This window comes from Salinibacterium sp. NK8237 (assembly GCF_015864955.1).
Taxonomy (GTDB): domain Bacteria; phylum Actinomycetota; class Actinomycetes; order Actinomycetales; family Microbacteriaceae; genus Rhodoglobus.
The window spans coordinates 65,912-90,178 of sequence record NZ_JADYWE010000003.1 but is presented as its reverse complement, the minus strand read 5'-3'; the positions used below and the strand labels follow the sequence as shown (position 1 = coordinate 90,178).

Below are 24,267 nucleotides of genomic sequence, written 5' to 3'. Positions count from 1 at the left end.
TACGCTCGAGACATGCACACGATCACATCCCCCTCCACAGAGGTGGCGTACCTGCTCAGGGTGCCGTCTCCCATCGGCCGCATCGAGCTCACCAGTGATGGAGAGCACGTAACAGGGCTCGCCATAGAAAGCTCAGGCGTGCTCCCCCACGATCAGCAGCATGAACGTTCCTGCGCCGTTCTCGATAACGCTTCTACGCAACTCGCGCAGTATTTCGCTGGCACCCGACGTTCTTTTGAGTTGCCCCTTTCCACCGTGGGCACGGAGTTCCAACGTTCAGTGTGGTTTGAACTCGGCCAGCTCCCGTTCGGCGCTGCTGTGTCGTACGCCGACATTGGCCGCGCCACAGGGCGCCCGAGTGCTGGCAGAGCCGTCGGCGGTGCCGTCGGCGCAAATCCGATCCCCATCATCGTGCCCTGTCACCGGGTGCTTGCTTCCAACCAGCGCATTACCGGCTACAGCGGCGGCGAGGGTGTGCCCACCAAGGTCTGGTTGCTCAACCATGAGGGGATCCTCCACAAGTGAGTGAGCGGGAAGCGCTGATTGTCGGCCCCGATAGTCGCGCACGGTGCAGCTGGGTTGGCGACGATGAGTTGTATCGCAAATACCACGATGAGGAGTGGGGAAACCCCCTGCGGGGCGACCACCGGCTGTTTGAGAAGATCATGCTCGAAGCATTCCAAGCTGGGTTGTCCTGGATCACGATCCTCCGTCGACGCGAAGGAATCCGGGATGCCTTCGACAACTTTGATGCAACCGCAATCGCACGCTACGGTGACGAAGAGGTGGCACGGCTCCTCGCCGACCCTCGCATCATCCGCAATCGTCTCAAGGTCTCAGCTGCAATCACTAATGCACGCGCGACTCTCGAGCTAACTCAGAATGACCCGGGTGCGCTCGATGCACTCCTGTGGAGCTTTGCGCCGCCCGCTCGCGCCACACGACTGCACTCTTTTGCCGAGGTTCCGGCCATTACCGAAGAATCAACCGCTATGAGCAAAGCGCTCAAGGCACGCGGCTATCGTTTCGTTGGCCCCACAACGATGTACGCGCTTATGCAGTCAGCGGGCATGGTTGATGACCATCTCGAAGGTTGTTGGCGCGTGGCATAGCCATACTGCAATGAGGGCGATCAATACCGCGCTTTTCCCCCACGCTCTGGTTCGCGATGACGGTCGGTAGCGAGAACGGCTAGGCGTTCTTCACGACAAGGTCCAGCTCGCCATCGGCGCCAGATTCAAGCCGGAACCCCGCACTATTCGCCCAAGCTACGAGTGAATCGGCAGACTCATGGTCAATTCCGGCGCTGATGAGAGCGCGCGTGAATTGGCCTTTTGATTTTTTATTGAAATGGCTGAGCGCTACCCGTTTGCCGTCAGCACCTTCAGTCACCACCCGCAGGTAAACGCTGTGGGGAGCGGCAGCGCCCAGTTGCGCGTACGCCTCCGACCGCAAGTCCAGCTGTAGCCCTGCAACCGACGCCAAAGCTGCCGATACTGGCGCACGCCAGTGCCGCTTCAACGGAATACCTGGCACCTTGGAATTATGGGAAAGTCGGTACGCCGGGATGGGATCGCCCGCGCCGATTGGCCCAAAGAGTGCAGAGTGCACCAGCACGCTCTTCTTCGCGAAAGTCCATTCGTCAGGAGACAGCGACGCGGCATCTAGGCCATCGAAAAGAACTCCGGTATAGCGCTGGAGGGCGGGCACTACCGGGGCGACGGCGAGCGTGCGATTGCGTTCAACCTCGAATAGTTGCTTCGCACTAATGCCCAATGCGCGCTGCGCGCCCTCGGGATCGCGTGCCAAATGAATGACGGCGTTCCAGACGGCTTTTCGCTCACCAGCTAGTTGCGGGAACGAAAGTTTCGTAAAGTCGAACGCAGCGCTGTCGTCGCCCCCGTCACGTTTAGTTTCCGAGGGTGGAAGAAGAATTATCACGCGTCAAGAAACGCAGATGCCCGTTCGACGTTCACGCCAATGGGGCCGGCCGAATCGAGAGTGATACGGGCGACAGCCCCGCTCACGCCGCCCCACGGGGAATACTCTTCGACGCTCTGCTCGACCGCATCGCGTTCAGCTGCCCCGAACATAGCGCGCTTTGCAGCGCGCTCCACGAGCCGTTCTTGGTGAACTGCTTCATCGGAGCAAACCACTTCAATGAACCGGATTCCGGAGTCGGTGCGTTTAGCGAGACTTACCCACTGTTCACGAGCCGGAGCCACCGCGTTGACAGCATCAATAATGATGTCATCGCCGTTCAGTAAGACCGATTCTGCAAGTGCTTCTGCCACGAGGTACGCAGCAAGCCCAATTGGCTGCCCAGCGCTAATACCAGCCCTGAGGATTGCTGTTTCGATCTGATCGACGGAGAGCACTGTGGTCTTGCGCCGGGCGCCCACGACCTCAGCGATCGTGGTTTTTCCTGCGCCCGGCAACCCGGCCATCGCTATAAGCATGAAAAGTAAACTAGACCAGTTCTGCGGTGCTTGCCACCACTGTTACGGTGTTGTGCTCAACCGAGAGGAAGCCGTTATCCGCCGTAGCGGTCACATTCTTGCCATCTGCGGTGGTCACACGAACCTCGCCCTTGGCCAGAATCGCAAGAAGCGGTTCGTGCCCGGGAAGGATACCGATCTCACCTTCGGTGGTGCGAGCGATGAGCTGGCTCGCCTCCCCCGACCAGATTTCCTGGTCGGCGGAGACGACGCTCACTGTCAGAACTGCCATTGTTAGGAGTTCTCTTTCTGAATCTTGGCCCACTGTTCTTCGACATCGTTGATGCCACCGACGTTGAAGAACGCCTGCTCAGCAACATGGTCGAACTCGCCCTTGACGATCGCGTCGAACGACTCGATGGTCTCCTTGAGCGGAACAGTCGAACCCTCAACACCGGTGAACTTCTTCGCCATGTAGGTGTTCTGCGAAAGGAACTGCTGGATGCGACGTGCGCGCGATACGGTGATCTTGTCTTCTTCAGAGAGCTCGTCAACACCGAGGATCGCGATGATCTCTTGGAGCTCCTTGTTCTTCTGCAGAATCTGCTTCACGTTGGTCGCGACACGGTAGTGGTCGGCACCTAGGTAACGGGGGTCGAGGATACGACTCGTCGAGGTGAGCGGGTCAACGGCCGGGTACAGACCCTTCGATGCGATTTCACGGCTGAGCTCAGTCGTTGCGTCGAGGTGGGCGAAGGTGGTTGCCGGAGCCGGGTCGGTGTAGTCATCGGCAGGAACGTAAATTGCCTGCAGTGACGTAATCGAGTGACCACGTGTCGAGGTGATGCGCTCCTGAAGGATACCCATCTCGTCGGCGAGGTTCGGCTGGTAACCAACAGCGGAAGGCATGCGACCGAGGAGGGTCGAAACCTCACCACCGGCCTGCGTGAAGCGGAAGATGTTGTCGATGAAGAGCAACACGTCTTGCTTCTGAACGTCACGGAAGTACTCAGCCATAGTGAGGGCCGAGAGGGCAACGCGAAGACGCGTTCCTGGCGGCTCATCCATCTGGCCGAAGACTAGAGCGGTCTTATCGAAGACTCCAGCCTCTTCCATCTCAACAATGAGGTCGTTACCTTCACGGGTACGCTCACCGACACCGGCGAATACCGAGACACCACCGTGGTCGGAGGCAACGCGCTGGATCATTTCCTGGATCAGAACGGTCTTACCGACACCGGCACCACCGAAGAGACCAATCTTTCCACCGAGTACGTAGGGCGTGAGGAGGTCGATGACCTTGATACCGGTCTCGAAGAGTTCCGTCTTCGACTCAAGCTGGTCGAATGCCGGGGGCTTGCGGTGAATGGGCCAGCGCTCGGTAATCTCAACGGTCTCGCCGTTGACCTTGCCGTCTTCATCCGCGTTGAGGATGTCACCAGTGACGTTGAAGACCTTGCCCTTGGTAACGTCACCAACGGGAACGGTGATCTGCTCGCCGGAGTCGCGAACTTCCTGACCACGGACGAGTCCGTCAGTCGGCTTGAGCGCGATGGCGCGAACTACGTCGTCACCGAGGTGCTGAGCAACCTCGAGAGTGATCTCGGTTGTCTCGCCGCCGATGGTGACGTTGGTCTTGAGCGCGTTGTAGATTCCGGGGATGGAATCATGCGGGAACTCGACGTCTACAACTGGGCCGATTACCCGCGAGATGCGGCCGATACCGGCAACAGTCGCAGCAGGAACCGTCTTGGCAGCTGCCTTCTTTGCAGGCGTCTTCTTGGCGGGGGCCTTTACGGCTGCTGCCTTAGTCGCTGCTGCTTTTGTGGTTGCTGCTTTTGCAGCGGGGGCCTTCTTGGCCGGGGCTTTTTCAGTCATGGCTTCCCTATCTATGGTTCTTACTTAGCCGAGCTGAGGGCGTCCGCGCCGCCCACGATCTCGGAAATCTGCTGGGTGATCTCCGACTGACGCGCGTTGTTAGCCAAGCGCGTGTAGTCGTTGATGAGCTTGTCTGCGTTGTCGCTTGCAGACTTCATTGCCTTCTGCGTCGCGGCGTGCTTTGCAGCGGCAGACTGGAGCATGGCGTTGAAGATACGGCTCTCGATGTACACAGGAAGCAAGGCGTCTAGCACCTTGTCTACCTCTGGTTCGAACTCATAGAGCGGGAGAATCTCCGACTCTTCGGGTGCCTCGACACCTTCAACGATCTCAAGTGGGAGAAGACGAACAACCTCAGGAACCTGCAGAAGCATGCTCACTAAGCGGTTGTACACGATGTGGATCTCGTCCACTCCGCCTTCGCTTGCCGGCTGCAAGAATTTGCTGACGACTGCGTCACCGATTTCTTTGGCGGTTTCGAACTCAGGTGAGTCCGTGCCGCCAGTCCAAATCTGCTCTGCATCGCGCTTGCGGAAAGCGAAGTATGCGGCGGACTTACGCCCTACGAGGTAGTAAACAACCTCTTTGCCTTCGGCTTCGAGTCGAGCAGCGAGTTCGCCAGCTTCGCGGAGAACGTTCGTATTGAACGCTCCCGCGAGTCCGCGGTCACTCGAGAAGATGACGACCGCTGCGCGGTCGATCGTCTCGGGTTCGGTTGTCAGCACGTGATCGACATTCGAGAAAGTCGCCACCGCCGAGACGGCGCGAGTGACCGCACGTGAGTACGGACCCGATGCAGCAACCCGCTGCTTCGCCTTTTGAATGCGCGACGCGGAGATCAGCTCCATCGCGCGTGTGATCTTCTTGGTCGTCTTGGCAGAACTAATTTTCTGCCGGTAGACCCGAAGTTGCGCTCCCATGGCTTTCTAACTTTCTATGTCGTGTTGGTCGATGATCACTGGTGCAGAGCTCAGCGCTTCTGCTTGACGATCTTCTCTTGAGCGATGTCTTCTTCAGCGATCTCTTCGAACTGCTCAGAACCAACGGAGTTGAGGGACTTGCCCTCACCCGTCTGGAAGCCAAGCTTGAAAGCTTCGACTCCGGCATCCATGTCAGCGATCAACTGGTCATCGAGTGCGTTCTTCTCGCGAAGAGTGTCGAGGACCTTGGTGTTGCGGGCGAGGTAGTCGTGCAGCTCGCTCTCAAAACGCAGGATGTCTTCAACAGGTACTTCATCGAGCTTGCCGTTGGTGCCGGCCCAGATCGAAACAACCTGCTTCTCGACGGGGAACGGCGAGTACTGCGGCTGGCGAAGCAACTCGGTGAGGCGAGCGCCTCGAGCGAGCTGGCGACGGCTCGTGGGGTCGAGGTCGGATGCGAACATCGCGAATGCTTCGAGTGAGCGGTACTGAGCGAGCTCGAGCTTCAGCGTTCCCGAAACCTTCTTGATCGACTTGACCTGAGCGTCTCCACCCACACGCGAAACCGAGATTCCTACGTCGACTGCCGGACGCTGGTTGGCGTTGAACAGGTCGGACTGGAGGAAGATCTGGCCGTCGGTGATCGAGATCACGTTGGTCGGGATGTAGGCCGCAACGTCGTTTGCCTTGGTCTCGATGATGGGCAGACCCGTCATCGATCCGGCACCGAGCTCGTCGGAGAGCTTGGCACAACGCTCGAGCAGACGAGAGTGCAGGTAGAACACGTCACCGGGGTATGCTTCGCGCCCTGGCGGACGGCGAAGGAGCAGCGATACTGCACGGTAGGCCTCAGCCTGCTTGGAGAGGTCATCGAAGATGATCAGTACGTGCTTGCCGCCGTACATCCAGTGCTGGCCGATGGCCGAACCGGTGTAGGGAGCGAGGTACTTGAATCCTGCGGGGTCGGATGCGGGAGCGGCCACGATGGTGGTGTACTCCATGGCGCCGGCTTCTTCGAGTGCGCCCTTGACAGCAGCAATCGTCGAACCCTTTTGACCGATAGCAACGTAGATGCAGCGAACCTGCTTGTTCTCGTCGCCCGACTCCCAGTTTTGCTTCTGGTTGATGATGGTGTCGATCGCAATGGCCGTCTTACCGGTCTGGCGGTCACCAATGATGAGCTGGCGCTGGCCACGGCCGATCGGAATCATGGCGTCAATTGCCTTGATTCCGGTCTGCATGGGCTCGTGGACACTCTTGCGGTCCATGACGCCGGGAGCCTGAAGCTCGAGCGCGCGACGGGTCTCAGCCTTGATCTCGCCGAGACCGTCGATCGGGGCGCCCAGGGGGTCAACCACACGACCGAGGAAAGCGTCGCCGACGGGAGCGGAAAGTACTTCGCCGGTGCGTGTAACTTCCATACCTTCGACGATGCCGGTGAACTCACCGAGGATGACGACACCGATCTCGTCTTCGTCGAGGTTCTGAGCGAGGCCCAGGGTGCCATCGGCGAAGCGGATGAGCTCGTTGGCCATGACGCCGGGAAGGCCGTCAACGTGTGCGATACCGTCGGCAGCGTCTACGACGGTGCCTGTCTCGGTCGTCGCAGCCTTGCCAGGCTCGTAAGCCTTGACGAAGTCCTTGAGCGCGTCGCGGATGTCGTCCGGACTAATGCTGAGTTCTGCCATTGTGTTTTCCTATTCCGTGGAAAGGTCTGCTAACTCGCTAGCCCGCGAGTTGGATCCTGAGGTCGTTGAGCTTGGTGGAAACGCTGCCGTCGATGACTTCGTCACCGATCTGAACGCGTACCCCACCGATGAGCGAGGGGTCGATACGAACGTTGAGTTTGAGCTCGCGTCCGTAGTTCTTGGTAAGGCCGACGCGCAGACGTTCGAGCTGTGCGGCCTTAAGCGGCGCGGCGGTCGTAATTGTTGCGACTGACTCGCCCGCTTGGTCGGCCACAATGTCGGCGGCCGTCGCGACGAGCTCGCCGATACGGCGGCCACGCGGCTGCTGCACGAGCTGATCGATGATTGCGATCGACTGATCGGAGGCTTTGCCTGCGAGCAGTTCGCGAACCAGCGCCGACTTCGATGCAGCGGAACCAAGTTTGCTTCCGACAGCGAGTTCTAACTCAGCATCGGATGACACGGTGTCGCCGAAGGCGAACAGTTCGTCATCAATGGAGAGCTTCGCCGGAGCGGACTTCGCAATTGCGCGAATGCCGATCTCTTCAATTCCTGCGAGCAGGTCATCGGCATCCGACCAGCGAACGCTCACGATTGCTGAAAGTACGGTGCGCGTTGACGCGCTCAGCGACGAGAAAACCGAACCGACAATGGCGGCTTTGTCTTTCGCAGCGGCGGCAGGATCGGCCAAAGCGGAGCGTAGTTGAGCGGAATCGCCCACAACACGCCCTGCTTCAAACAGCTCTGCGCCAGTGGCCAGAGAGTTCTTGACAGTGACGGATGACAGAGCATCCTTCGCTGCGACAAGCGCTTCTCTCGTAGCTGATCCCATTACTTCTTCGCCTTCGCCTTCTCTGAAGCCTCAAGGTCGGCCAGGAACTGGTCGACGAGTGCGGAGGACTTCTTGTCGTCCGTCAAGCTCTGCCCGATAACGCCCGATGCGAGGTCGATGGCCATTGAGCCAACTTCGCTACGGAGCGAGACGAGAGCGGCTTGGCGCTCTGCTTCGATCGTGGCTTGTGCGTTCGCAGTGATGCGAGCGGCCTCAACCGTTGCCTGCTCTTTGAGCTCGTTGACAATCTCGGTGCCCTCAAGTCGCGCCTGTTCGCGAATCTTCGCGGCCTCGGCACGCCCTTCGGCGAGTTGCGTCTTGTACTGCTCAAGAGCCTCAGCGGCTTCAGCCTGAGCAATCTCAGCCTTCTTGATGCCACCTTCGATGGCATCAGCGCGAGCATCAAGGGTCTTCGTCAGTGCAGGAAGGAACTTCTTCCAGAAGAAGAAGAGGAGAATCGCGAAAGCGACCGCCGACCACACAACGTCATAGCTCGCGGGGAAAAATAGGTTGGGTTCTTCTTCTACCGCAGTGAACACAGCGCTCAGCATCCCAGCCTCCTCAATCAGTTGTTAGTAATTAGGGGAAAGGGATGAATGCAACTGCGATCGCGATGAACGCGAGCGCCTCGGTGAATGCAATACCGAGGAACATGAGGCCCGTGAGTCGACCCTGGAGTTCTGGTTGGCGGGCAACAGACTCAACGGTCTTACCAACAACAATTCCCACACCGATGGCGGGTCCAATGGTTGCAACACCGAATGCGAGGGATGCAATGTTTCCAGTCAGCTCTGCGACGTTCATATGATTTTCCTTCCGTGGTTTTCTAATCCAGGCGGGTGCCGGGATCGGTCTAGTGCTCTTCGACCAGCGCGAGCTGGATGTATACGGCAGTCAGGAATGTAAAGACATAGGCCTGAAGTACCGCTACAAGGAGTTCGAAGATTGTGAAGATGATGCCAAAGGCCAAGGTTCCAATGCTGAACAGACCGAAAAGGCCGCCAGCAGTGAAGAGGAAGAACTGCGTTGCTGAGAAGCACAGAACGAGGAGCATGTGGCCCGCGATCATGTTCATCAGAAGTCGCAGCGCCAACGTAACGGGGCGAAGGATGAAGGTCGAGAGGAACTCGATCGGAGTCACCGCAATGTAGAGCAAGGGCGGCACTCCCGGGGGGAACAGCGATGACTTGAAGAAGCCCATGCCCTGTTTTTTGATGCCCGCGTAAATGAAGACAACGTAGGCCACAACCGCGAGCACAAGGGGAACACCGATAACTGAGGTTCCGGCGATGTTGAGCCCTGGCACAATGCCCGTGATATTCATCGCGAGGATCATGAAGAACATGGTCGCGAGCAGCGGCATGAAGCGCTTGCCCTCTTCTTTGCCGAGCGCTCCGTCAGCGATGTTGGTCTGAACGAATCCGACCGCCATTTCAAGAATGCTCTGGCCGCGGCCGGGGATCATCCGCATGCGGCGAGTACCCACCCAGAACAGCAGGATCAAGACAGCGACGGCTATGAACCGAACCATCATGATGCGGTTGATTTCAAACGGAGTATCTACGAACAGGAAACCTGCAGGGAAGAACTCATACAGGGTGGGGCCGTGAAAGCCCCCATCGCCTGATCCGTCATCGGTGGCAAAGGGCGCTAAGAGCGCGAGAGCGTTATATAACAGCGCTGTCTCCAGAATCGGGGCGTGTAAATACGCGGCGATGAAAATTGGGGGGTTGTAACAGGAACTAACTCTATCAAGAGAATTACGCTCACGACGAATCTGCGGGCGAATCCGCCAGATTAGTTTGACGTCGAGGTATCTTCACCTGGCAACTGCACTCCGGGCACGTAACTTTCGCGTGCCCGAACGAACGCCAGCACGTCGACGATGAGGCTACCGAGCACCGCCGCGAGCATCGAGAAGAAGAATACGACAGGCTCCAAGAACGGCTGGCCGCGCAGCACAACCAAGATGGCGATGAACAGGACGAACTTGATCAGCCACGCGCCCAGAACGATCGCGAAGAAGATGGTGCTCGATGAATCGCCCCCGGTTGCCCGCGACGCGATCACAATGCTGCCGGCGGTAAGCGCCATAAAGAGGGCGGTGAGCCCAGCGCCGATCAAGGCACTGATCAAACCGGATGTATCCGCGACGAGATAGCCAACGATGGATCCAACCACCGCGATGCTGACGGTCAAGATCGCGCCGTAGGCGATCGCGCGGCCGAGAATTGACGAAGACTTCATTCGGTGGGTTCCTTTGTGTCGTTCTGAGTCGTGCTGTCGGTGGATGCGGCATCCAAACCGTCAAATCGTGCGTCATCGAGAGATTCTTGCTCAGCGGCCAGACGTTGAGCAGCAGCTTCGCGGGATTTGCGCCGGCTCAATGGTGCAAGCGTGAGAGCAGCACAGCCAGCGAGGCCGACAACAAACATGAGCGCTGCCCATCGCCAGGGCACGAAGGTGAATGCGAGCACTCCGACCGAAGCAACGAAAGTCCAGCTGTAGAGAATGAGCACGGCGTGCAGGTGAGAGTGGCCCATGTCGAGCAGGCGGTGGTGCAGGTGCTGGCGGTCCGCCGTGAAGGGTGATTTGCCCGCCCGGAGGCGTCGCAAGATGGCGAGACCAAAATCCAGCAACGGGATCACTAAGACTGCCACCGGGAGAAGGATCGGGATGAAGGCCGGCAAGAAACTGAGCGTGAATTTGTCGGGCTGAGCCAGCTCTGTGTTGTCCACTTGGCCCGTGACGGAGATCGCCGACGCTGCCATCACGAGTCCGACAAGCAGAGCACCGGAGTCGCCCATAAACATCTTGGCAGGATGGAAGTTCACAGGCAGCAACCCGACGCACGCTCCGATCAAGATTGCAGTCGCGAGGGACGCCAAGTTGAAGTATTCCGTTTGCGCTTGCCCCTGCAGCAGGTAGGCGTACACAAAGAAAACACTGCTCGCAATGATCGCGACGCCCGCAACAAGGCCGTCGAGACCGTCGATGAAGTTGACCGCGTTCATGACGAGAACTATCGCGAAGATAGTAATGATGATTGAGATATGGGGCGACACGATCGTCTTGCCCCCGATAGGGAGCGTAGAAAGCTGCACACCGGGCCACGCGACGACAAAAGCCGCGATGATCTGGCCAGCCAACTTGGTGAGCCAGTCAAGATCCCAAATGTCGTCAGCAACGCCAATCACGACGACAATGAGAGCTCCACCGAGCAAACCAAACACTTTGCTTGGCTCGTCGAAAATCAAAGAAAAATTGTCGAAGCTCGACGCCACGGCGAAAGCTACGACAATTCCAAAGAACATCGCCACACCACCGAGTCGTGGTGTCGGAGTCGTGTGCACATCACGCTGGCGAACCTGCGGATACAGCTTGTACTTGAGGCTCACTTTGAGCACAACAAGCGACAAGACATACGTGATCATTGCGGCGATACCCGCAATGAAGAAGTAGAAAACTATTCGCACCGATCGGCCCCGATCAGTTCGCGAATAGCGTCGGCCGAAATGACGCCCTCACGCACGATGCGCAGCTTGCCGCCGTCGACAAGCAAGCCCGTCGCATCCACAATCGTAGAAGCGAGCTCGCCGCCCTCGCCATCATCGAGGTACACCGAAACTGACTCCCCCAGCATTTCCTTGGCGGCAGCAGCGGAACGCGCCGCCGGAAGACCGGTGCTGTTGGCACTCGAAACTGCAAGCGGACCCGTCTCAGACAGGAGCTCTAGAGCAATGCGGCTAGACGGCATCCGCAACGCCACAGTGCCCTGGGTCTCCCCCAGATCCCACATCAACGAAGGCTGCGCCGGAAGAATGATGGTGAGACCACCAGGCCAAAACTCGGCGACAAGAGTGCGCACTTCGTCAGGAACCTGAGCGGCAAGCGCATCAAGGGTAGGGATGCCCGGGATTAACACCGGCGGAGGCGACTGCCTCGTGCGCCCCTTGGCATCAATAAGCTTTTGCACCGCCTCGGGCTGAAAAGCGTCAGCAGCGACCCCATAGACAGTGTCAGTAGGGATCACGACAAGATCGCCGCGGCCAATAGCCACGCGAGCGAGTCGCATGCCGGTCAAGAGCTGTGCTTCGTCGGCGCAATCAAAAAGGTCATCCATGTCCCCAACATGGTACCGGGGTTAACAGTGAAAGACTGGTCACGACTAACAGATAGCGATGGCCGACAATGACGCTGCTTTTCATCTTTGACATGGATGACGTGCTCTATAAGTACGACTGGCGAGCACGCATGGCCGCCATGAGTGAGCTCACGGGGCTCAGTTTTCTCGATTTACGACGCCTCTGGTGGCACGAAAACGGCGAGTTCGGGGCCGAAGCGGGCCTGTATCCAACCGGCGATGAGTATCTCGCAGCCTTTGAAGAAGCGATCGGCCACAGCGTGGATGTCGACCGCTGGCTAGAGATTCGAGCCAACGCGATGACCGCGTGGCCTGATTCGCTCGCCGCCGCCCGACGAGCGTCAGAACTGGGTCAAGCGACCCTGCTCACCAACAACGGGTCACTGCTCGGAGACAACCTTTCCGTGGTCGCTCCCGAGCTCGTCGAAATTTTTGGCGACCACTTGCGATCATCGAGCTACTACGGAGCTCGGAAGCCGAATCCGGTCGTGTTCGAGCGCACGTTGGAGGCGTACGGCATCGAAGCCGAGAACGCGTTCTTCGCCGACGACATGGCCGATAACGTGGCCGGAGCGGAAACACTCGGCATCACCGGACACCACTTTCGCACGGGAGTAGAACTGCACCAGGCGATTGAAGAGTTTGCCGCTGCTCGCGCCTAAGCGCCTCCGTCAACAGCAGCCAGCGCTGCTTCGGAACGTCGTGGCGCCGTGTCGGCTACAGCAGCGCCGTGGTTGCGCGGTCGCGGCCGAGGAGGTCTTTGTGGTGAGCTACGGCGTTCCAGCCGTCCGCCGTGAGCAGTGCGGCCAATGCCGGAGCTTGCTCCTCGCCGTGCTCGAGCACGAGAGTGCCACCCTGGTGCAATAGACGGCGAGCCGTCGTTGAGACGCGGCGTACGACATCCATGCCGTCTTCTCCCCCGTAGAGCGCCAGAGCGGGGTCGTGGAGTTGCACTTCGATATCGCGCGGGATTGCGGCCGCGGGAATGTAAGGCGGGTTCGAAATAACGACATCAACCGTGCCGTCGAGCTCCGGGAAAGCGTCCCCCAGGTCGGCGTTGATGAGCGTCGCGTTATCGGCGCCATAGCGACGAAAGTTCTCGCTTGTGTACGGCATCGCGTCCGGTGACAGCTCGACCGCATAAATACGAGCGCGCGGCACCTCCGTGGCCATCGAGAGCGCAATCGCCCCGCTGCCGGTGCCGAGATCGACACCGATCGGCTCGGGAATTGCGCTCGCGTTGAGGGCATCGATCGCGAACTGCACGACAGTTTCCGTTTCGGGCCGCGGCACAAAGACGCCGGGACCAACGCGCAATTCAAGATTGCGGAACGGCGCGATGCCCGTGATGTGCTGCAATGGCTCGCGGGCAGCACGGCGGGCAAAGAGTTCGCGAACGGTAGCTTCTGCCGTCGCCGGAACGAGTGCACCCGTGACCATGCGCACGCGCAACTCGCCGCGGCTCAGCTCGAGAACGTGGGCGACCAGCAGCTCCGCATCAACTGCCGGAGAAGGAACTCCCGCAGCACTCAACGACTCAGTGCCGCTGCCTACAAGGTCAGCGACACTGATGTTGTGCTCGGCAGTCATTGTCTCGCTCAGGAGTCGTTTCCTACAGCAGCCAATCGTGCCTCTTCATCAGCCATGATGCATGACTGGATAACGGGCTCGAGGGCGCCGTTGATCGCCTGGTCAAGGTTGTAGGCCTTGTACCCGGTGCGGTGATCCGCAATCCGGTTCTCAGGGAAGTTATACGTGCGAATGCGCTCGGAGCGATCCATCGTGCGGATCTGGCTCTTGCGGTACTCGCTCGCTTCGGCATCCGCTTCTTCTTGGTATCGAGCCAAGATGCGGGCACGCAGCACTCGCATACCGGCTTCGCGGTTTTGCAGTTGCGATTTCTCGTTCTGCATAGCTACGACGATGCCAGTCGGAAGGTGAGTAATACGAACAGCGGAGTCAGTGGTGTTCACCGACTGACCACCGGGACCCGAGGAACGGTAGACGTCGATCTTGAGATCGTTCTGGCTGATCTCAACCTCTTCAGGCTCGTCGACCTCTGGGAACACGAGCACACCAGCAGCAGAGGTGTGGATGCGACCTTGAGACTCGGTGGCGGGCACACGCTGAACGCGGTGCACTCCCCCCTCGTACTTCAAGTGCGCCCAGACGCCCTCAGCGGGATCGCTCGAGTTGCCCTTAACAGCCAACTGAACATCTTTGATGCCGCCGAGGTCGCTCGAGGTCTGCTCGATGATCTCTGTTTTCCACTTCTTTGACTCTGCATAGTGCAAGTACATGCGCAGCAGGTCGCCAGCGAAGAGCGCCGATTCGGCGCCGCCCTCCCCCATCTTGATTTCCATGATCACATCACGGGAATCGTTGGGGTCACGCGGAATCAGAATGCGACGAAGCTTCTCTTGAGCAGCCTCGAGAGTCTCGGTGAGCCCGGGGATCTCTGCAGCGAATGACTCATCTTCGTCAGCCATTTCGGTGGCTGCCGCAAGGTCATCCGTCAACTGACGCCAGTTATGGTACGCCGCAACAATGCGCGACAATTCGGCGTAACGTCGGTTGACTTTCTTCGAGCGGACCGGGTCTGAGTGGAGCTCGGGATCAGCTAGCTGACCTTCGAGCTCCCCATGCTCGGTCAGCAGCGACTGTACTGACTCGAACATAGTTAGTCCTCTTTTGTGCCGTTAGTGGAAGGAAGTGACTTCTGGATCTGCATGAGGAACTCAACGTTCGACTGCGTCTCCTTCAGCTTATTCAACACGATCTCGAGCGCAGCCTGCTGGTCAAGACCAGCAAGGGCGCGACGCAAGTTCCAGGTGACCTTGACTTCGTCGGCACCGAGAAGCATCTCTTCGCGACGTGTTCCGGATGCATTGAAGTCGACCGCGGGGAAGATGCGCTTGTCAGCCAGCTGGCGCGACAGACGCAGTTCCATGTTGCCGGTGCCCTTGAACTCTTCGAAGATAACCTCGTCCATCTTCGAACCAGTCTCGACGAGCGCGGTAGCGATGATGGTGAGCGAGCCGCCCTCTTCAACGTTGCGAGCCGCACCGAAGAAACGCTTCGGCGGGTACAGCGCTGCGGAGTCGACGCCACCGGAAAGAACGCGCCCTGAGGCCGGTGCAGTCAGGTTGTAGGCACGGCCGAGGCGCGTGATCGAGTCGAGCAGTACGACCACGTCGTGACCGAGCTCAACGAGTCGCTTAGCGCGCTCGATAGCCAATTCGGCAACCGTGGTGTGGTCTTCAGCGGGGCGGTCGAAGGTCGAAGCAATAACTTCGCCCTTGACGGTGCGCTGCATGTCAGTAACTTCTTCTGGACGCTCGTCAACGAGAACAACCATGAGGTGAACCTCGGGGTTGTTCTTGGAGATCGCGTTCGCGATGGCCTGAAGAACCTGGGTCTTGCCTGCCTTGGGCGGCGAAACGATCAGCCCGCGCTGGCCCTTGCCGATCGGAGCAGCAAGGTCGATGATGCGCGTCGACAGCATCGACGGCTCAGTCTCGAGGCGCAGACGATCCTGCGGGTAGAGCGGCGTGAGCTTGCCGAATTCAACACGGTTCGCAGCCTCTTCAACGGGAAGACCGTTGATCGAGTCGATGCGCACAATCGCGTTGTACTTCTGGCGGCCCTGGCTGTTGTCACCCTCACGCGGCTGGCGAATAGCGCCAACAACGGCGTCACCCTTGCGGAGGTTGTACTTCTTGACCTGGCCAAGTGACACGTACACGTCGCTGTTACCGGGAAGGTAACCAGTGGTGCGGACGAAAGCGTAGTTGTCGAGAACGTCGAGGATGCCGGCAACCGGAATCAGTACGTCATCATCGGTGATCTCGGGCTCGAAGTCGTCGCCCATGTTTCCACGGCCACGCTTGCGGTCACGGTAACGACCGCGTCCACCACGCTCGGAGTCAACGTCACCGCCGCGCGAGTCATCGTTGTTGCGGCTGTTTCCGCCGTTGTTGTTGCCGTTGCGGTTTCCGCTGTTGTTGCCCTCAGCGTTGTTGCCATCGCCGTTGTTGTTCTGGCGACGGTTGTTGTTTTGACGGCCCGAACCCTCAGCGTTTTGGCTACTGCCATTACGGCTGCGGTTGCGGTTGCGGTTGCGGCCGGAACCCGACTCGTTGTCGGAATCGTTGTCGTCGTTGTTGTCAGAACCGCTGTTCTTGTCGGCGTTGTTGTTCTTGTCAGCGTTGCTGTTCTTGTCGGCGTTGCTGTTCTTGTCGTCGTTGCTGTTCTTGTCGTCGGAGTTCTTGTCAGAGCTATCGGCGTTGTTACCGCCCTTGTCACTCTTGTTGTCGCTCTTACGGTTGTCGTTCTTGTTACCGCCCTTGGCAGCCTTGCTGTCGTTGTCGGTCGACTTCACATCGGCCGACTTCACGACAGCCGAAGCTGCGGTGTCGTCGCTCGATGCGTCCGCAGGTGCAGCGCTACGGCTGGAGCTGCGGCGGTTGCGCTTGGGGGCTGCATCGGCTGCGGGAGCATCGGTGGATGCTGCTGCGCTGCTCGATGCGGTGGTGCTTGCTGCGGCATCCGACTCGGGAGCGGCAGCAGCCTCAGTCTTCTTCTTACGAGGAGCCGTCTTCGGCTTCTCCGCTGCAGCGTCGGCGGCAGGTGCCTGAGCAGCTGAATCCTTCGACGATGAAGCGCTCTTGTCTACCTGAGGAGCGCCAGCGGGGCTCTCGGTGCCGGCAATAGCCGCACCGTCAGTGCTCGTGACACGGCGCGAAGCGCGCTTGCGAGCCGGAGCTGCTGCAGCCTCGGTGGGTGGGGTTGATGCGGTGTTGCTGTTGTTCTTCTCGTTAATTGCGTCCACGAGATCTCCTTTGCGAAGTTTGGAAGTACCGGTGATGCCGCGTTCGGCTGCCATAGCTTGAAGCTCGGGCAGTCGCAACGCGCTCAGCGCGGCACGGGAATCCACGCTTGATGCGTGGTTGTTGACGTCAGTCACTACTTGGGGTTCCTTTCCCCAGCCAAGATTGATTTCCTTGGTGGAGAGCTAGTCGCTCACCGATGTCTGCGCGGATGCACAGGAATCTAAATTCGGGGATACGACGGGTGAAGTGCGACCGGGAGGCTACGACTACGCCGTAGCTTCTACCTGGTGCTCATTCACTGTAGCACCTTTGAAGTCCACGGCTAAGAGGAGGCTTTCCCACGGCGTTGCGGCGTGCTCCTGCACGAGAGCCGCGGCTTCCAGACGCCGCGCAGGGTCATCGGCCAAGACGAGAACCGAGGGCCCTGCCCCGGAAACAACCGCGGCATGGCCGTGTGAGCGCAGCATCCGGATCAGTTCTGTCGTCTGCGGCATTGCGGCAGCCCGGTAGTCCTGATGGAGGCGGTCGCCGGTGGCTTCGAGCAACACTTCAGGGCTCTGAGTGAGTGCCGCAATGAGTAATGCAGCACGCGAAACGTTGTACACGGCATCGGCGTAGGGCACGGCATCCGGTTGCAAACTGCGCGCATGCGCCGTCGACACCCGAAAATCGGGCACAAGAACAAGCGGTGACACTCCACGGTGCACCATTAGCTTTTTGGCCTGCGGCCCCGAGTCAGTAGTCCACGCGATCGTGAGCCCACCCAAGAGGGCAGGCGCGACGTTATCGGGGTGCCCCTCGAGTTCCGTGGCTAGCACGAGGAGGATTGCGGCATCCATCTTGACGATGCCCTCGAGCAGCCCCTTGGCCGCCATGACGCCCGAAACGATTGCCGCAGCAGACGAACCAAGTCCCCCACCGTGCGGGATGACGTTTGTCGCCGAAACGTGCAGCGCTGGCATGGTCTGCCCAAAGTGCGTAAAGCAGTGCTGAATCGCCTGGATGACGAGGTTTGACTCATCGGTCGCTACGATTCCGGCGCCAACACCCGTGACCTCAATCGTGACGCCAGAGCCCTCGACAGCAGTGACGATCAACTCGTCATAGTGCGACAGTGCAAGCCCGAGCGTGTCAAACCCCGGGCCAAGGTTCGCCGAAGTCGCCGGCACACGCACGACGACACTGCGACCGACGAGCGAGGTCATGCCTTCGCCAGCCCCAGAAAGCGGGCACTGGTGTCGCTGAGCTTCGCCTTCGACGCTGCCATAGTCGTACCGAGACAGTCGGCGTGCTCGTGAAGAAGATTTTTCTGCTGCCGGTTGCTGATTCCACTGCTCATTAGCTACAGTCCTTCAACTCTCAAAACGGACACCACATCGCGCACAACCGAGTTCTCGGTCAATGCTGCCACCGTAGCGGCCAGCGATTCATCGGTTGCCTCGTGCGTAACCGTAATGAGGGTAGCGCTCGGCACGCCGTCATTCACCGCGCCGACAGCCTGGTTGACCGCCTCAACAGAGACACCATTGTCGCTAAAGACGGCAGCAATTGTGGCGAGTACACCGGGCTCATCAACGACCGTCAACGTGATCTGGTAGCGCGTCATGACGCGGGAGATCGGCAAAATGGGGAGATTAGCGTGCGTCGACTCGGCGACGCCAGGACCACCAATGACGTGGCGGCGAGCAGCAGAGACAACATCACCGAGCACAGCGGATGCCGTTTCGATTCCACCAGCGCCAGCGCCATAGAACATGAGGCTGCCTGCGGCTTCGGCCTCAACAAACACCGCGTTGTTCGCGCCGTGCACTGCAGCGAGCGGGTGCGCCAGCGGAACGAGTGCCGGATGCACACGAGAGCTGACACCAGCGGTGCTGCCGTCAGGGTTCAGGATGCGTTCGCAAATGGCCAGCAGCTTGACGACATAGCCAGCCTTGCGAGCCGCAACAACCTGATCGGCGGTGACGCCAGTGATTCCCTCACGGTGAACCGATTCCAGCGGAACGCGAGTGTGGAACGCGAGGCTCGAGAGCAGCGCGGCCTTCTGGGCGGCGTCATAGCCTTCGATGTCCGCGGTGGGATCGGCTTCGGCATACCCCAGGCGAGTTGCCTCAGCGAGGGCGTCGTCGAAACTATCGCCCGTGGCATCCATGCGGTCAAGAATGTAGTTGGTGGTGCCGTTGACGATCCCCAGAATGCGCTTGATGCGGTCGCCAGCGAGGCTGTCATGCAACGGACGGATGATCGGGATCGCACCCGCAACGGCGGCTTCGTAATAGAGCTGCGCGCCGACTTGAGCGGCCTCTTCGAAGAGTTCTGCTCCGTGGTGAGCAAGGAGCGCCTTGTTAGCGGTGACGACGTCGGCGCCCGAGTGCAGGGCCTTGAGGATCCAGGTACGTGCGGGCTCGAGCCCACCAATCAGCTCAATCACGATGTCTGCTCCGACGATGAGCGACTCTGCATCGGTCGTCAGGAGTTCTTGGGGGATGCTGGTGTCGCGAGGAGCGTCAAGGTCACGGACAGCGACGCCCACGACTTCGAGCCCGGCTCCCGCACGGGCGGCGAGTTCGTCAGCATGCTCGAGCAACAGTGCGGTGACCTGCGATCCGACACTCCCTCCGCCCAAAACTGCGACACGAAGGTTGCGGTATTCGATCATTCAGAGTCTCCCGATGGTGTAATTCCCGCGTCGCGGCTGAGTAGGTCGTCTTCGGTTTCGCCGCGCACAATGATGCGGGCCTGGCCAGCGCGCACCGCAACGACGGGCGGGCGCGCAAGATAGTTGTAGTTGTTCGACATCGCCCAACCGTAGGCACCGGTTGCTGGCACGGCGATAACGTCGTCAATCTCGACGTCGCCGGGCAGATACTCGGCGCGCACGACGATGTCGCCCGCTTCACAGTGCTTGCCCACGATGCGTGCAAGCTCGGGGGCAGCATCCGAAACCCGATTGGCGATGCGAGCCGAGTAGTCGGCCTCGTAGAGCGCTGGACGGATGTTGTCGCTCATGCCGCCATCGACGCTGACGTACTTGCGCACGGCCACACCATCAACGAGAACATCTTTGATCGTGCCCACCGTGTAGAGCGTGGTTGTCGATGGACCAATGATCGATCGGCCTGGCTCAATCGCAATGATCGGCACCGGGATCTCGAGCCGAGCGCACTCGACCTCAACGATCGTAGCCAGCGACGCGGCAAGCTCAGCAACCGGCAACGCCTGATCGACCGAGGTATACGCGATACCAAAGCCGCCGCCCAGATTGAGCTCGGGCACCGGAGCAACCACCGACAAACGAGCATGCAACTCAAGCAAACGACGTGCCGCCTCAGCGAAGCCCGCAGTATCAAAAATTTGCGAACCAATATGCGAATGGATGCCCACAAAATCCAACGAAGGATGCATGCGAATCTGCTCCACGAGCGCCTCAGCCTCCGCAAGCGGGACACCAAACTTCTGGTCCTCCCGCGCCGTCGCCAAGTACTCGTGGGTTGATGCGTGAACCCCGCTATTGATGCGCAAGCGCACCCGCTGGGTTCGACCGTGCCGTGTGGCGGCTTCAGCAACCCGACCGATTTCGACGACGCTGTCGATAACGATGGGGCCGATGCCCGCGCGCACGGCACGGTCGATCTCGGAAAGACTTTTGTTGTTGCCGTGGAATCCCAAGTGCGACGCATCCGTGCCAGCTGCGAGCGCAACAGCCATCTCGCCAGCCGAAGCAACATCGATGTTGAGACCAGCGGCCGTCATCCAGCGAACGACCTCAGTGCAGAGAAACGCTTTGCCCGCGTAGTAGACCTTGACTCCGGAGCCGATGCGAGTGAACTCGGCATCGAACGCCGCCTTGATTTCGGTGGCGCGAGCAATCGCATCCGCTTCATCCACAACATAGACAGGAGTGCCGAAGCGGGAGACGAGCTCGCCGGCAGTGACCCCCGCAATCGTCAGTTCGCCGTTCTCGGCGCGCGCAGCAGAGCGCGACCAGACGGTCGACGGCAAAGAGTTTGCTTCGGCGGGGGCTTCAAGCCACTCGGGCGCCAGCGGGTTCGCGAACACAGTCGCACCTCACAGAGATGTAGACGGAAAACGGCGGATTGTGTCCGCACGGGCCTTGGGGATGCTCACCACTCTAACGGCTGGCGCCGCTAGCGCTGAATCGGGTTACGGCGCTGGACACTCGCCATATTGTTCCCAGGCTGCGTCGCCGAGCGCGATGCCGTCAGCACTGAGTTGGATGAGGAGGGTGTCGTCTGCGATGGCGACAGAGTCGATCGTCAACGCGGTCGGCAATGAGGACGCAACGCAAAACTCTTGAGAGCTAAGAAGACTTCCCGCGAGACCCGAAACGAGCGCATTCGCTTGCAAGTCTGCGACCGAAATCTGCTCGTCACCAAGAATTACTGACTCCGGCTCGAAGGCGATCGCATCGCCGGCAGCAACAGGAACCAAATCAACGGCGACGGGGATCTGAATGAAGAACACCTCAAACACGGTCGACACTCGAATGGCAGAACCGTTGAGTTCGATTGAGTCGAGCCCGGTACCGCTCAGCGTTGTCGCAAGCTTCGACACTTCGCTGCCCGCGATGGAAACATCCATCGAGAGAGTGTCGACCGGGTTCGAGGTCACTACCGGAACACCAGTAGCAACAACGCTCACTGATGATTCGAGTCCGTTGACTTCAAAACTATCGACATCGATCGTCACGACATCGAGACCGCCTGTCAGGGCCTGCACGATAAGCGAACCGGGGCCGAGATCGACCGCAACACCATCGATCGATTCAAGGTTCAACGACGAAGCGATCTCGTCCCGAACAAGGCCAGTGGCGATGGTGCGACCCACTGTCTCCACGAGAATGACACCGATTATCAGGATGATCGCGACAATTCCGAGCACGAGCCACCAGATCCAGCGTCGGCGACGGGGGCGGGACTTTGCTTCAGGCTCTGCAGTGTCATCCAGACGCAACTCAACCGTCGGTTGAGCACCCAAATCGAGCGTCGGCTTAGTTCCGTCGTCGATAGCGGACGCGTGCGGCTCCTGGCCGGGTTGGTCGTCGGAAGCCACGAAAGTTACATCCGCTCGGGTGCGCTGACCCCGAGCATCCAGAGGCTGTTGCGAAGAACCTGGCCGACAGCGTCGTTGACCCACAGGCGCGTGCGGTGGACATCGGTGACTTCTTCATCGTTCTGAGGAGTGACTCGGCACTGGTCGTACCACCGGTGATAACTGCCCGCGAGCTCTTCCGCGAATCGTGCAATGCGGTGCGGTTCACGCAGCTCCGCCGCCTGCGCGACGATGCGGGGGAACTCAGCAAGAACGCCAAGCAGGATGCTCTCCGATTCGTTCGTGAGAAGCGAAGCATCGAAGACGCTGCGATCCACTCCCGACTCCCCCGCGTTGCGAGCAACGCTGTGAGTGCGCGCGTGAGCGTACTGAACGTAGAAGACGGGGTTGTCGTTGGTGCGCTTTTGCAGAATCTCGGGGTCGAGGTTGAGCGGCGAATCGGAGGGGTAGCGGCCGAGCGAGTAGCGCAACGCATCCGTTCCGAGCCATTCGCGAAGGTCATCAAGCTCGATGATGTTGCCGGCGCGCTTGGACAAGCGAGCACCATTGATGCTGACGAGCTGCCCGATGAGCACCTCAATGTCTTTGTTGGGGTCGTCACCGGCAGCGCCCGCGAGCGCCTTGAGGCGGTGGACGTAGCCGTGGTGGTCGGCACCGAGCAAGTAGATCTTGTGGGCGAAGCCACGGTCGCCCTTGCTCAGGTAGTAGGCCGCATCGGCGGCAAAGTAGGTGTAGATACCGTTACCGCGCTTGATCACGCGGTCTTTGTCATCACCGAAGTCGGTGGTCTTGACCCACACGGCATCGTCGATATCGGCGACGTGGCCCTGAGCGCGCAAACGCTCGACGGCGGTATCGATGGCGCTCTTGCCGTCAGCCTGGACCGCATGAAGTTCACGCTCGCTGAACCACACATCGAAATGAACGTTGAATGCGGCAAGAGACTTCTTGATTTCGCCGAGCTGGAGTTCGTAACCACGCTCGCGCGCAACAGCGATGGCCGCGTCATGGTCGAGTTCGAGGATTTCGGGGTTAGAGGCGAGCACACGCTGAGCGAGCTCAGTGATGTATGCGCCCGGGTAGCCATTCTCCGGAGTGGGCTCGCCCTTCGCCGACGCCAGAATCGATGCCCCGAAGTTGTCCATCTGGTTTCCGGCGTCATTGATGTAGAACTCGCTCACGAGCTCAGCACCGGCAGCCTTCAAGATGCGGGCAAGCGAGTCGCCGAGAGCCGCCCACCGGGTGTGACCGATGTGCAGGGGCCCGGTGGGGTTCGCCGAAACAAACTCCAGGTTGATGGTCTGACCCGCGAGGGATTCATTGTGGCCGTAGGCCTCGCCCTGCTCGACGATTGTCTTCGCGAGTGCGCCAGCGGCAGCGGCATCCAACGTGATGTTAATGAAGCCGGGACCCGCAACATCCACCGAGGAAATGCCATCGATCGCGCGGGCCTGCTCAGCAATTTCGGTCGCGAGTTCGCGGGGATTCGCCCCCAGCTGCTTCGCCAGCTTCATAGCGATGTTGGATGCCCAATCACCATGATCGCGGTTGCGCGGACGCTCGAGCACCAGATCGTTCACGGTCAGGCCCAAATCGGGCGTGCCGCGGTCAGCCGCAATGCGGGAGACGACAGAGAGCAAGGTGGCAGAAAGGTCAGCAGGATTCACCCCTCAAGAGTACTGGGTGACGACTGAGCTTCTGGCGCAGTTAGCGACAATGCCGGGTCACTGCACTTCGATGGCGTCTCAGGTCACCAGAATGGGACCATGGCACTTCGACTTCGCGTTATTCCTGCAGTGATCGCACTGAGCGCATCCGCTCTCTTGTTGAGCGCGTGCGTTCCGACCGAACCAACGCCGAGCGCGTCGCCCACCACCACATCACCGTCGAGCACTGCATCGCCGACCGCGACGGCGCCCACCGCCTCAGCCTCCGCAAGCAGCCCCACGGCCTCCGCAGAACCGACGGCAACCGCAGCACCTGCCCCGAAAGCTACACCCGTTGACATTGCCTGCTCAGCACTCATCACGCCCCAGGAAATGTACGATTTCAACCCCAATTACGTGTTGCTGAACAACTTCACCCCCGCAGCCGGATCGACCGCCGCTGCGGCCGTTGATATGCAGGGCACGGCCTGCCGCTGGGAAAACGGAACCAGCGGAACCACAATCGACGTCTCTGTTGCGCAACCAGCCTCCAGCTCAATCAGCTCGCTCAAAACGAACGCTGGTGCAAGCACCGATAGCTACGCTGGCTACTTTTCGTCCGCAGGTGGCACGGGAACTGCTCAAGTCTTCACCGGCCCCTACTGGGCGACCATCAGCTCGCCGCTGTTCTCGCGCGCCAGCAATGCGACCGCCCTTGTTGCGGATGTCACTGCCGCACTGAAGTAACACCCGCCGGTTTGCCGCACGGCGCTCGGCGGCGACGCGGGCAGTTGCCGCAGTCATAAAAGCTCGGGC

Annotated in this window: 26 protein-coding genes; 4 read left to right on the top strand and 22 right to left on the bottom strand. The window is 59.8% G+C overall.

From position 1 onward, the window contains the following. Window positions 1–12 precede the first annotated feature (12 nt). A complete protein-coding gene (locus tag I6E56_RS13990; RefSeq protein ID WP_197139139.1) occupies window positions 13–525 on the top strand; it encodes a methylated-DNA--[protein]-cysteine S-methyltransferase in 513 nt (170 codons plus the stop codon). Continuing rightward, on the top strand, window positions 522–1,112 hold the full coding sequence (locus I6E56_RS13985; RefSeq protein WP_197139138.1) for a DNA-3-methyladenine glycosylase I: 591 nt from the start codon (window positions 522–524) through the stop codon (window positions 1,110–1,112). Before I6E56_RS13990 ends, I6E56_RS13985 begins: the two co-directional genes overlap by 4 nt. A 79-nt stretch (window positions 1,113–1,191) precedes the next feature. Here I6E56_RS13985 and I6E56_RS13980 read toward each other — a convergent pair whose 3' ends face one another. The 13 genes from I6E56_RS13980 to I6E56_RS13920 form a co-directional block, all read right to left on the bottom strand. Further along, a complete protein-coding gene (locus tag I6E56_RS13980; RefSeq protein ID WP_197139137.1) occupies window positions 1,192–1,941 on the bottom strand; it encodes a YaaA family protein in 750 nt (249 codons plus the stop codon). Next, window positions 1,938–2,459 carry an ATP-binding protein gene (locus I6E56_RS13975; RefSeq protein WP_197139136.1) on the bottom strand — a complete coding sequence of 174 codons (522 nt, stop codon included), beginning with the start codon at window positions 2,457–2,459 and terminating at the stop codon, window positions 1,938–1,940. Before I6E56_RS13975 ends, I6E56_RS13980 begins: the two co-directional genes overlap by 4 nt. Before the next feature lie 10 nt (window positions 2,460–2,469). Continuing rightward, entirely contained in the window at window positions 2,470–2,730 is a 261-nt protein-coding gene (locus I6E56_RS13970; RefSeq protein ID WP_197139135.1) for a F0F1 ATP synthase subunit epsilon, read from the bottom strand. A 2-nt stretch (window positions 2,731–2,732) separates the two neighbouring features. Continuing rightward, window positions 2,733–4,316, bottom strand: coding sequence for a F0F1 ATP synthase subunit beta (gene atpD, locus I6E56_RS13965; RefSeq protein ID WP_231606733.1), 1,584 nt, complete (start codon window positions 4,314–4,316; stop codon window positions 2,733–2,735). A 20-nt stretch (window positions 4,317–4,336) separates the two neighbouring features. Beyond that, window positions 4,337–5,236 (bottom strand): F0F1 ATP synthase subunit gamma, encoded by a 900-nt coding sequence (locus tag I6E56_RS13960; protein ID WP_197139134.1) that lies wholly within the window; start codon window positions 5,234–5,236, stop codon window positions 4,337–4,339. A gap of 50 nt (window positions 5,237–5,286) precedes the next feature. After that, window positions 5,287–6,924, bottom strand: coding sequence for a F0F1 ATP synthase subunit alpha (gene atpA / locus I6E56_RS13955; protein WP_197139133.1), 1,638 nt, complete (start codon window positions 6,922–6,924; stop codon window positions 5,287–5,289). A 37-nt stretch (window positions 6,925–6,961) separates the two neighbouring features. Further along, window positions 6,962–7,756: a F0F1 ATP synthase subunit delta gene (locus tag I6E56_RS13950; RefSeq protein ID WP_197139132.1), complete on the bottom strand. Its 795-nt coding sequence runs from the start codon at window positions 7,754–7,756 to the stop codon at window positions 6,962–6,964. Further along, window positions 7,756–8,307, bottom strand: coding sequence for a F0F1 ATP synthase subunit B (locus I6E56_RS13945; RefSeq protein ID WP_197139131.1), 552 nt, complete (start codon window positions 8,305–8,307; stop codon window positions 7,756–7,758). Before I6E56_RS13945 ends, I6E56_RS13950 begins: the two co-directional genes overlap by 1 nt. 28 nt (window positions 8,308–8,335) lie before the next feature. Continuing rightward, window positions 8,336–8,560 carry an ATP synthase F0 subunit C gene (gene atpE / locus I6E56_RS13940; protein WP_197139130.1) on the bottom strand — a complete coding sequence of 75 codons (225 nt, stop codon included), beginning with the start codon at window positions 8,558–8,560 and terminating at the stop codon, window positions 8,336–8,338. Between the two features lie 49 nt (window positions 8,561–8,609). After that, window positions 8,610–9,434: a F0F1 ATP synthase subunit A gene (gene atpB / locus I6E56_RS13935; RefSeq protein ID WP_231606754.1), complete on the bottom strand. Its 825-nt coding sequence runs from the start codon at window positions 9,432–9,434 to the stop codon at window positions 8,610–8,612. Between the two features lie 119 nt (window positions 9,435–9,553). Beyond that, window positions 9,554–10,003, bottom strand: coding sequence for a hypothetical protein (locus I6E56_RS13930; protein ID WP_197139129.1), 450 nt, complete (start codon window positions 10,001–10,003; stop codon window positions 9,554–9,556). After that, complete coding sequence (locus tag I6E56_RS13925; RefSeq protein WP_307842883.1) at window positions 10,000–11,226, bottom strand: MraY family glycosyltransferase; 1,227 nt, start codon at window positions 11,224–11,226, stop codon at window positions 10,000–10,002. Before I6E56_RS13925 ends, I6E56_RS13930 begins: the two co-directional genes overlap by 4 nt. Next, window positions 11,223–11,879, bottom strand: a complete 657-nt coding sequence (locus I6E56_RS13920; RefSeq protein ID WP_197139128.1) for an L-threonylcarbamoyladenylate synthase — start codon at window positions 11,877–11,879, stop codon at window positions 11,223–11,225. The genes I6E56_RS13925 and I6E56_RS13920 overlap by 4 nt, the downstream gene beginning before the upstream one ends. Before the next feature lie 68 nt (window positions 11,880–11,947). On the opposite strand from I6E56_RS13920, the gene I6E56_RS13915 reads away from it, so the two are divergent. Then, window positions 11,948–12,562: an HAD family hydrolase gene (locus I6E56_RS13915; protein ID WP_197139127.1), complete on the top strand. Its 615-nt coding sequence runs from the start codon at window positions 11,948–11,950 to the stop codon at window positions 12,560–12,562. Between the two features lie 55 nt (window positions 12,563–12,617). On the opposite strand, the gene prmC is transcribed toward I6E56_RS13915, so the two are convergent. The 9 genes from prmC to argS form a co-directional block, all read right to left on the bottom strand. Further along, window positions 12,618–13,490 (bottom strand): peptide chain release factor N(5)-glutamine methyltransferase, encoded by an 873-nt coding sequence (prmC, locus tag I6E56_RS13910; protein ID WP_197139126.1) that lies wholly within the window; start codon window positions 13,488–13,490, stop codon window positions 12,618–12,620. 8 nt (window positions 13,491–13,498) lie between these two features. Next, window positions 13,499–14,578, bottom strand: a complete 1,080-nt coding sequence (prfA, locus tag I6E56_RS13905) for a peptide chain release factor 1 (RefSeq protein ID WP_197108951.1) — start codon at window positions 14,576–14,578, stop codon at window positions 13,499–13,501. A 2-nt stretch (window positions 14,579–14,580) separates the two neighbouring features. Then, window positions 14,581–16,866, bottom strand: coding sequence for a transcription termination factor Rho (gene rho / locus I6E56_RS13900; RefSeq protein ID WP_197139125.1), 2,286 nt, complete (start codon window positions 16,864–16,866; stop codon window positions 14,581–14,583). A 132-nt stretch (window positions 16,867–16,998) separates the two neighbouring features. After that, window positions 16,999–17,937 (bottom strand): homoserine kinase, encoded by a 939-nt coding sequence (gene thrB, locus I6E56_RS13895; protein WP_197139124.1) that lies wholly within the window; start codon window positions 17,935–17,937, stop codon window positions 16,999–17,001. After that, a complete protein-coding gene (locus I6E56_RS13890; RefSeq protein WP_197139123.1) occupies window positions 17,934–18,071 on the bottom strand; it encodes a hypothetical protein in 138 nt (45 codons plus the stop codon). The genes thrB and I6E56_RS13890 overlap by 4 nt, the downstream gene beginning before the upstream one ends. 3 nt (window positions 18,072–18,074) lie before the next feature. After that, window positions 18,075–19,391 (bottom strand): homoserine dehydrogenase, encoded by a 1,317-nt coding sequence (locus tag I6E56_RS13885; RefSeq protein WP_197139122.1) that lies wholly within the window; start codon window positions 19,389–19,391, stop codon window positions 18,075–18,077. Next, entirely contained in the window at window positions 19,388–20,791 is a 1,404-nt protein-coding gene (gene lysA, locus I6E56_RS13880; protein WP_197139121.1) for a diaminopimelate decarboxylase, read from the bottom strand. Before lysA ends, I6E56_RS13885 begins: the two co-directional genes overlap by 4 nt. A gap of 105 nt (window positions 20,792–20,896) precedes the next feature. Next, window positions 20,897–21,805, bottom strand: coding sequence for an LmeA family phospholipid-binding protein (locus tag I6E56_RS13875; RefSeq protein WP_197139120.1), 909 nt, complete (start codon window positions 21,803–21,805; stop codon window positions 20,897–20,899). A gap of 5 nt (window positions 21,806–21,810) precedes the next feature. After that, the gene (gene argS, locus I6E56_RS13870) at window positions 21,811–23,472 is read right to left on the bottom strand and encodes an arginine--tRNA ligase (RefSeq protein ID WP_197139119.1); all 1,662 of its coding nucleotides are present in this window, start codon (window positions 23,470–23,472) and stop codon (window positions 21,811–21,813) included. 99 nt (window positions 23,473–23,571) lie between these two features. Between argS and I6E56_RS13865 the strand changes: the two genes are divergently transcribed. Further along, window positions 23,572–24,198 carry an arginyl-tRNA synthetase gene (locus tag I6E56_RS13865; protein ID WP_197139118.1) on the top strand — a complete coding sequence of 209 codons (627 nt, stop codon included), beginning with the start codon at window positions 23,572–23,574 and terminating at the stop codon, window positions 24,196–24,198. The last annotated feature ends 69 nt before the right edge of the window (window positions 24,199–24,267 follow it).

Coding starts and splice junctions, on each gene's coding strand:
- I6E56_RS13990 (WP_197139139.1), top strand. CDS start 13: ATGCACACGATCACATCCCCCTCCACAGAGGTGGCGTACCTGCTCAGG.
- I6E56_RS13975 (WP_197139136.1), bottom strand. CDS start 2,459: ATGCTTATAGCGATGGCCGGGTTGCCGGGCGCAGGAAAAACCACGATC.
- I6E56_RS13970 (WP_197139135.1), bottom strand. CDS start 2,730: ATGGCAGTTCTGACAGTGAGCGTCGTCTCCGCCGACCAGGAAATCTGG.
- atpD (WP_231606733.1), bottom strand. CDS start 4,316: ATGACTGAAAAAGCCCCGGCCAAGAAGGCCCCCGCTGCAAAAGCAGCA.
- I6E56_RS13960 (WP_197139134.1), bottom strand. CDS start 5,236: ATGGGAGCGCAACTTCGGGTCTACCGGCAGAAAATTAGTTCTGCCAAG.
- atpA (WP_197139133.1), bottom strand. CDS start 6,924: ATGGCAGAACTCAGCATTAGTCCGGACGACATCCGCGACGCGCTCAAG.
- I6E56_RS13950 (WP_197139132.1), bottom strand. CDS start 7,756: ATGGGATCAGCTACGAGAGAAGCGCTTGTCGCAGCGAAGGATGCTCTG.
- I6E56_RS13945 (WP_197139131.1), bottom strand. CDS start 8,307: ATGCTGAGCGCTGTGTTCACTGCGGTAGAAGAAGAACCCAACCTATTT.
- atpE (WP_197139130.1), bottom strand. CDS start 8,560: ATGAACGTCGCAGAGCTGACTGGAAACATTGCATCCCTCGCATTCGGT.
- I6E56_RS13930 (WP_197139129.1), bottom strand. CDS start 10,003: ATGAAGTCTTCGTCAATTCTCGGCCGCGCGATCGCCTACGGCGCGATC.
- I6E56_RS13920 (WP_197139128.1), bottom strand. CDS start 11,879: ATGGATGACCTTTTTGATTGCGCCGACGAAGCACAGCTCTTGACCGGC.
- I6E56_RS13915 (WP_197139127.1), top strand. CDS start 11,948: ATGACGCTGCTTTTCATCTTTGACATGGATGACGTGCTCTATAAGTAC.
- prmC (WP_197139126.1), bottom strand. CDS start 13,490: ATGACTGCCGAGCACAACATCAGTGTCGCTGACCTTGTAGGCAGCGGC.
- prfA (WP_197108951.1), bottom strand. CDS start 14,578: ATGTTCGAGTCAGTACAGTCGCTGCTGACCGAGCATGGGGAGCTCGAA.
- thrB (WP_197139124.1), bottom strand. CDS start 17,937: ATGACCTCGCTCGTCGGTCGCAGTGTCGTCGTGCGTGTGCCGGCGACT.
- I6E56_RS13890 (WP_197139123.1), bottom strand. CDS start 18,071: ATGAGCAGTGGAATCAGCAACCGGCAGCAGAAAAATCTTCTTCACGAG.
- I6E56_RS13885 (WP_197139122.1), bottom strand. CDS start 19,391: ATGATCGAATACCGCAACCTTCGTGTCGCAGTTTTGGGCGGAGGGAGT.
- I6E56_RS13865 (WP_197139118.1), top strand. CDS start 23,572: ATGGCACTTCGACTTCGCGTTATTCCTGCAGTGATCGCACTGAGCGCA.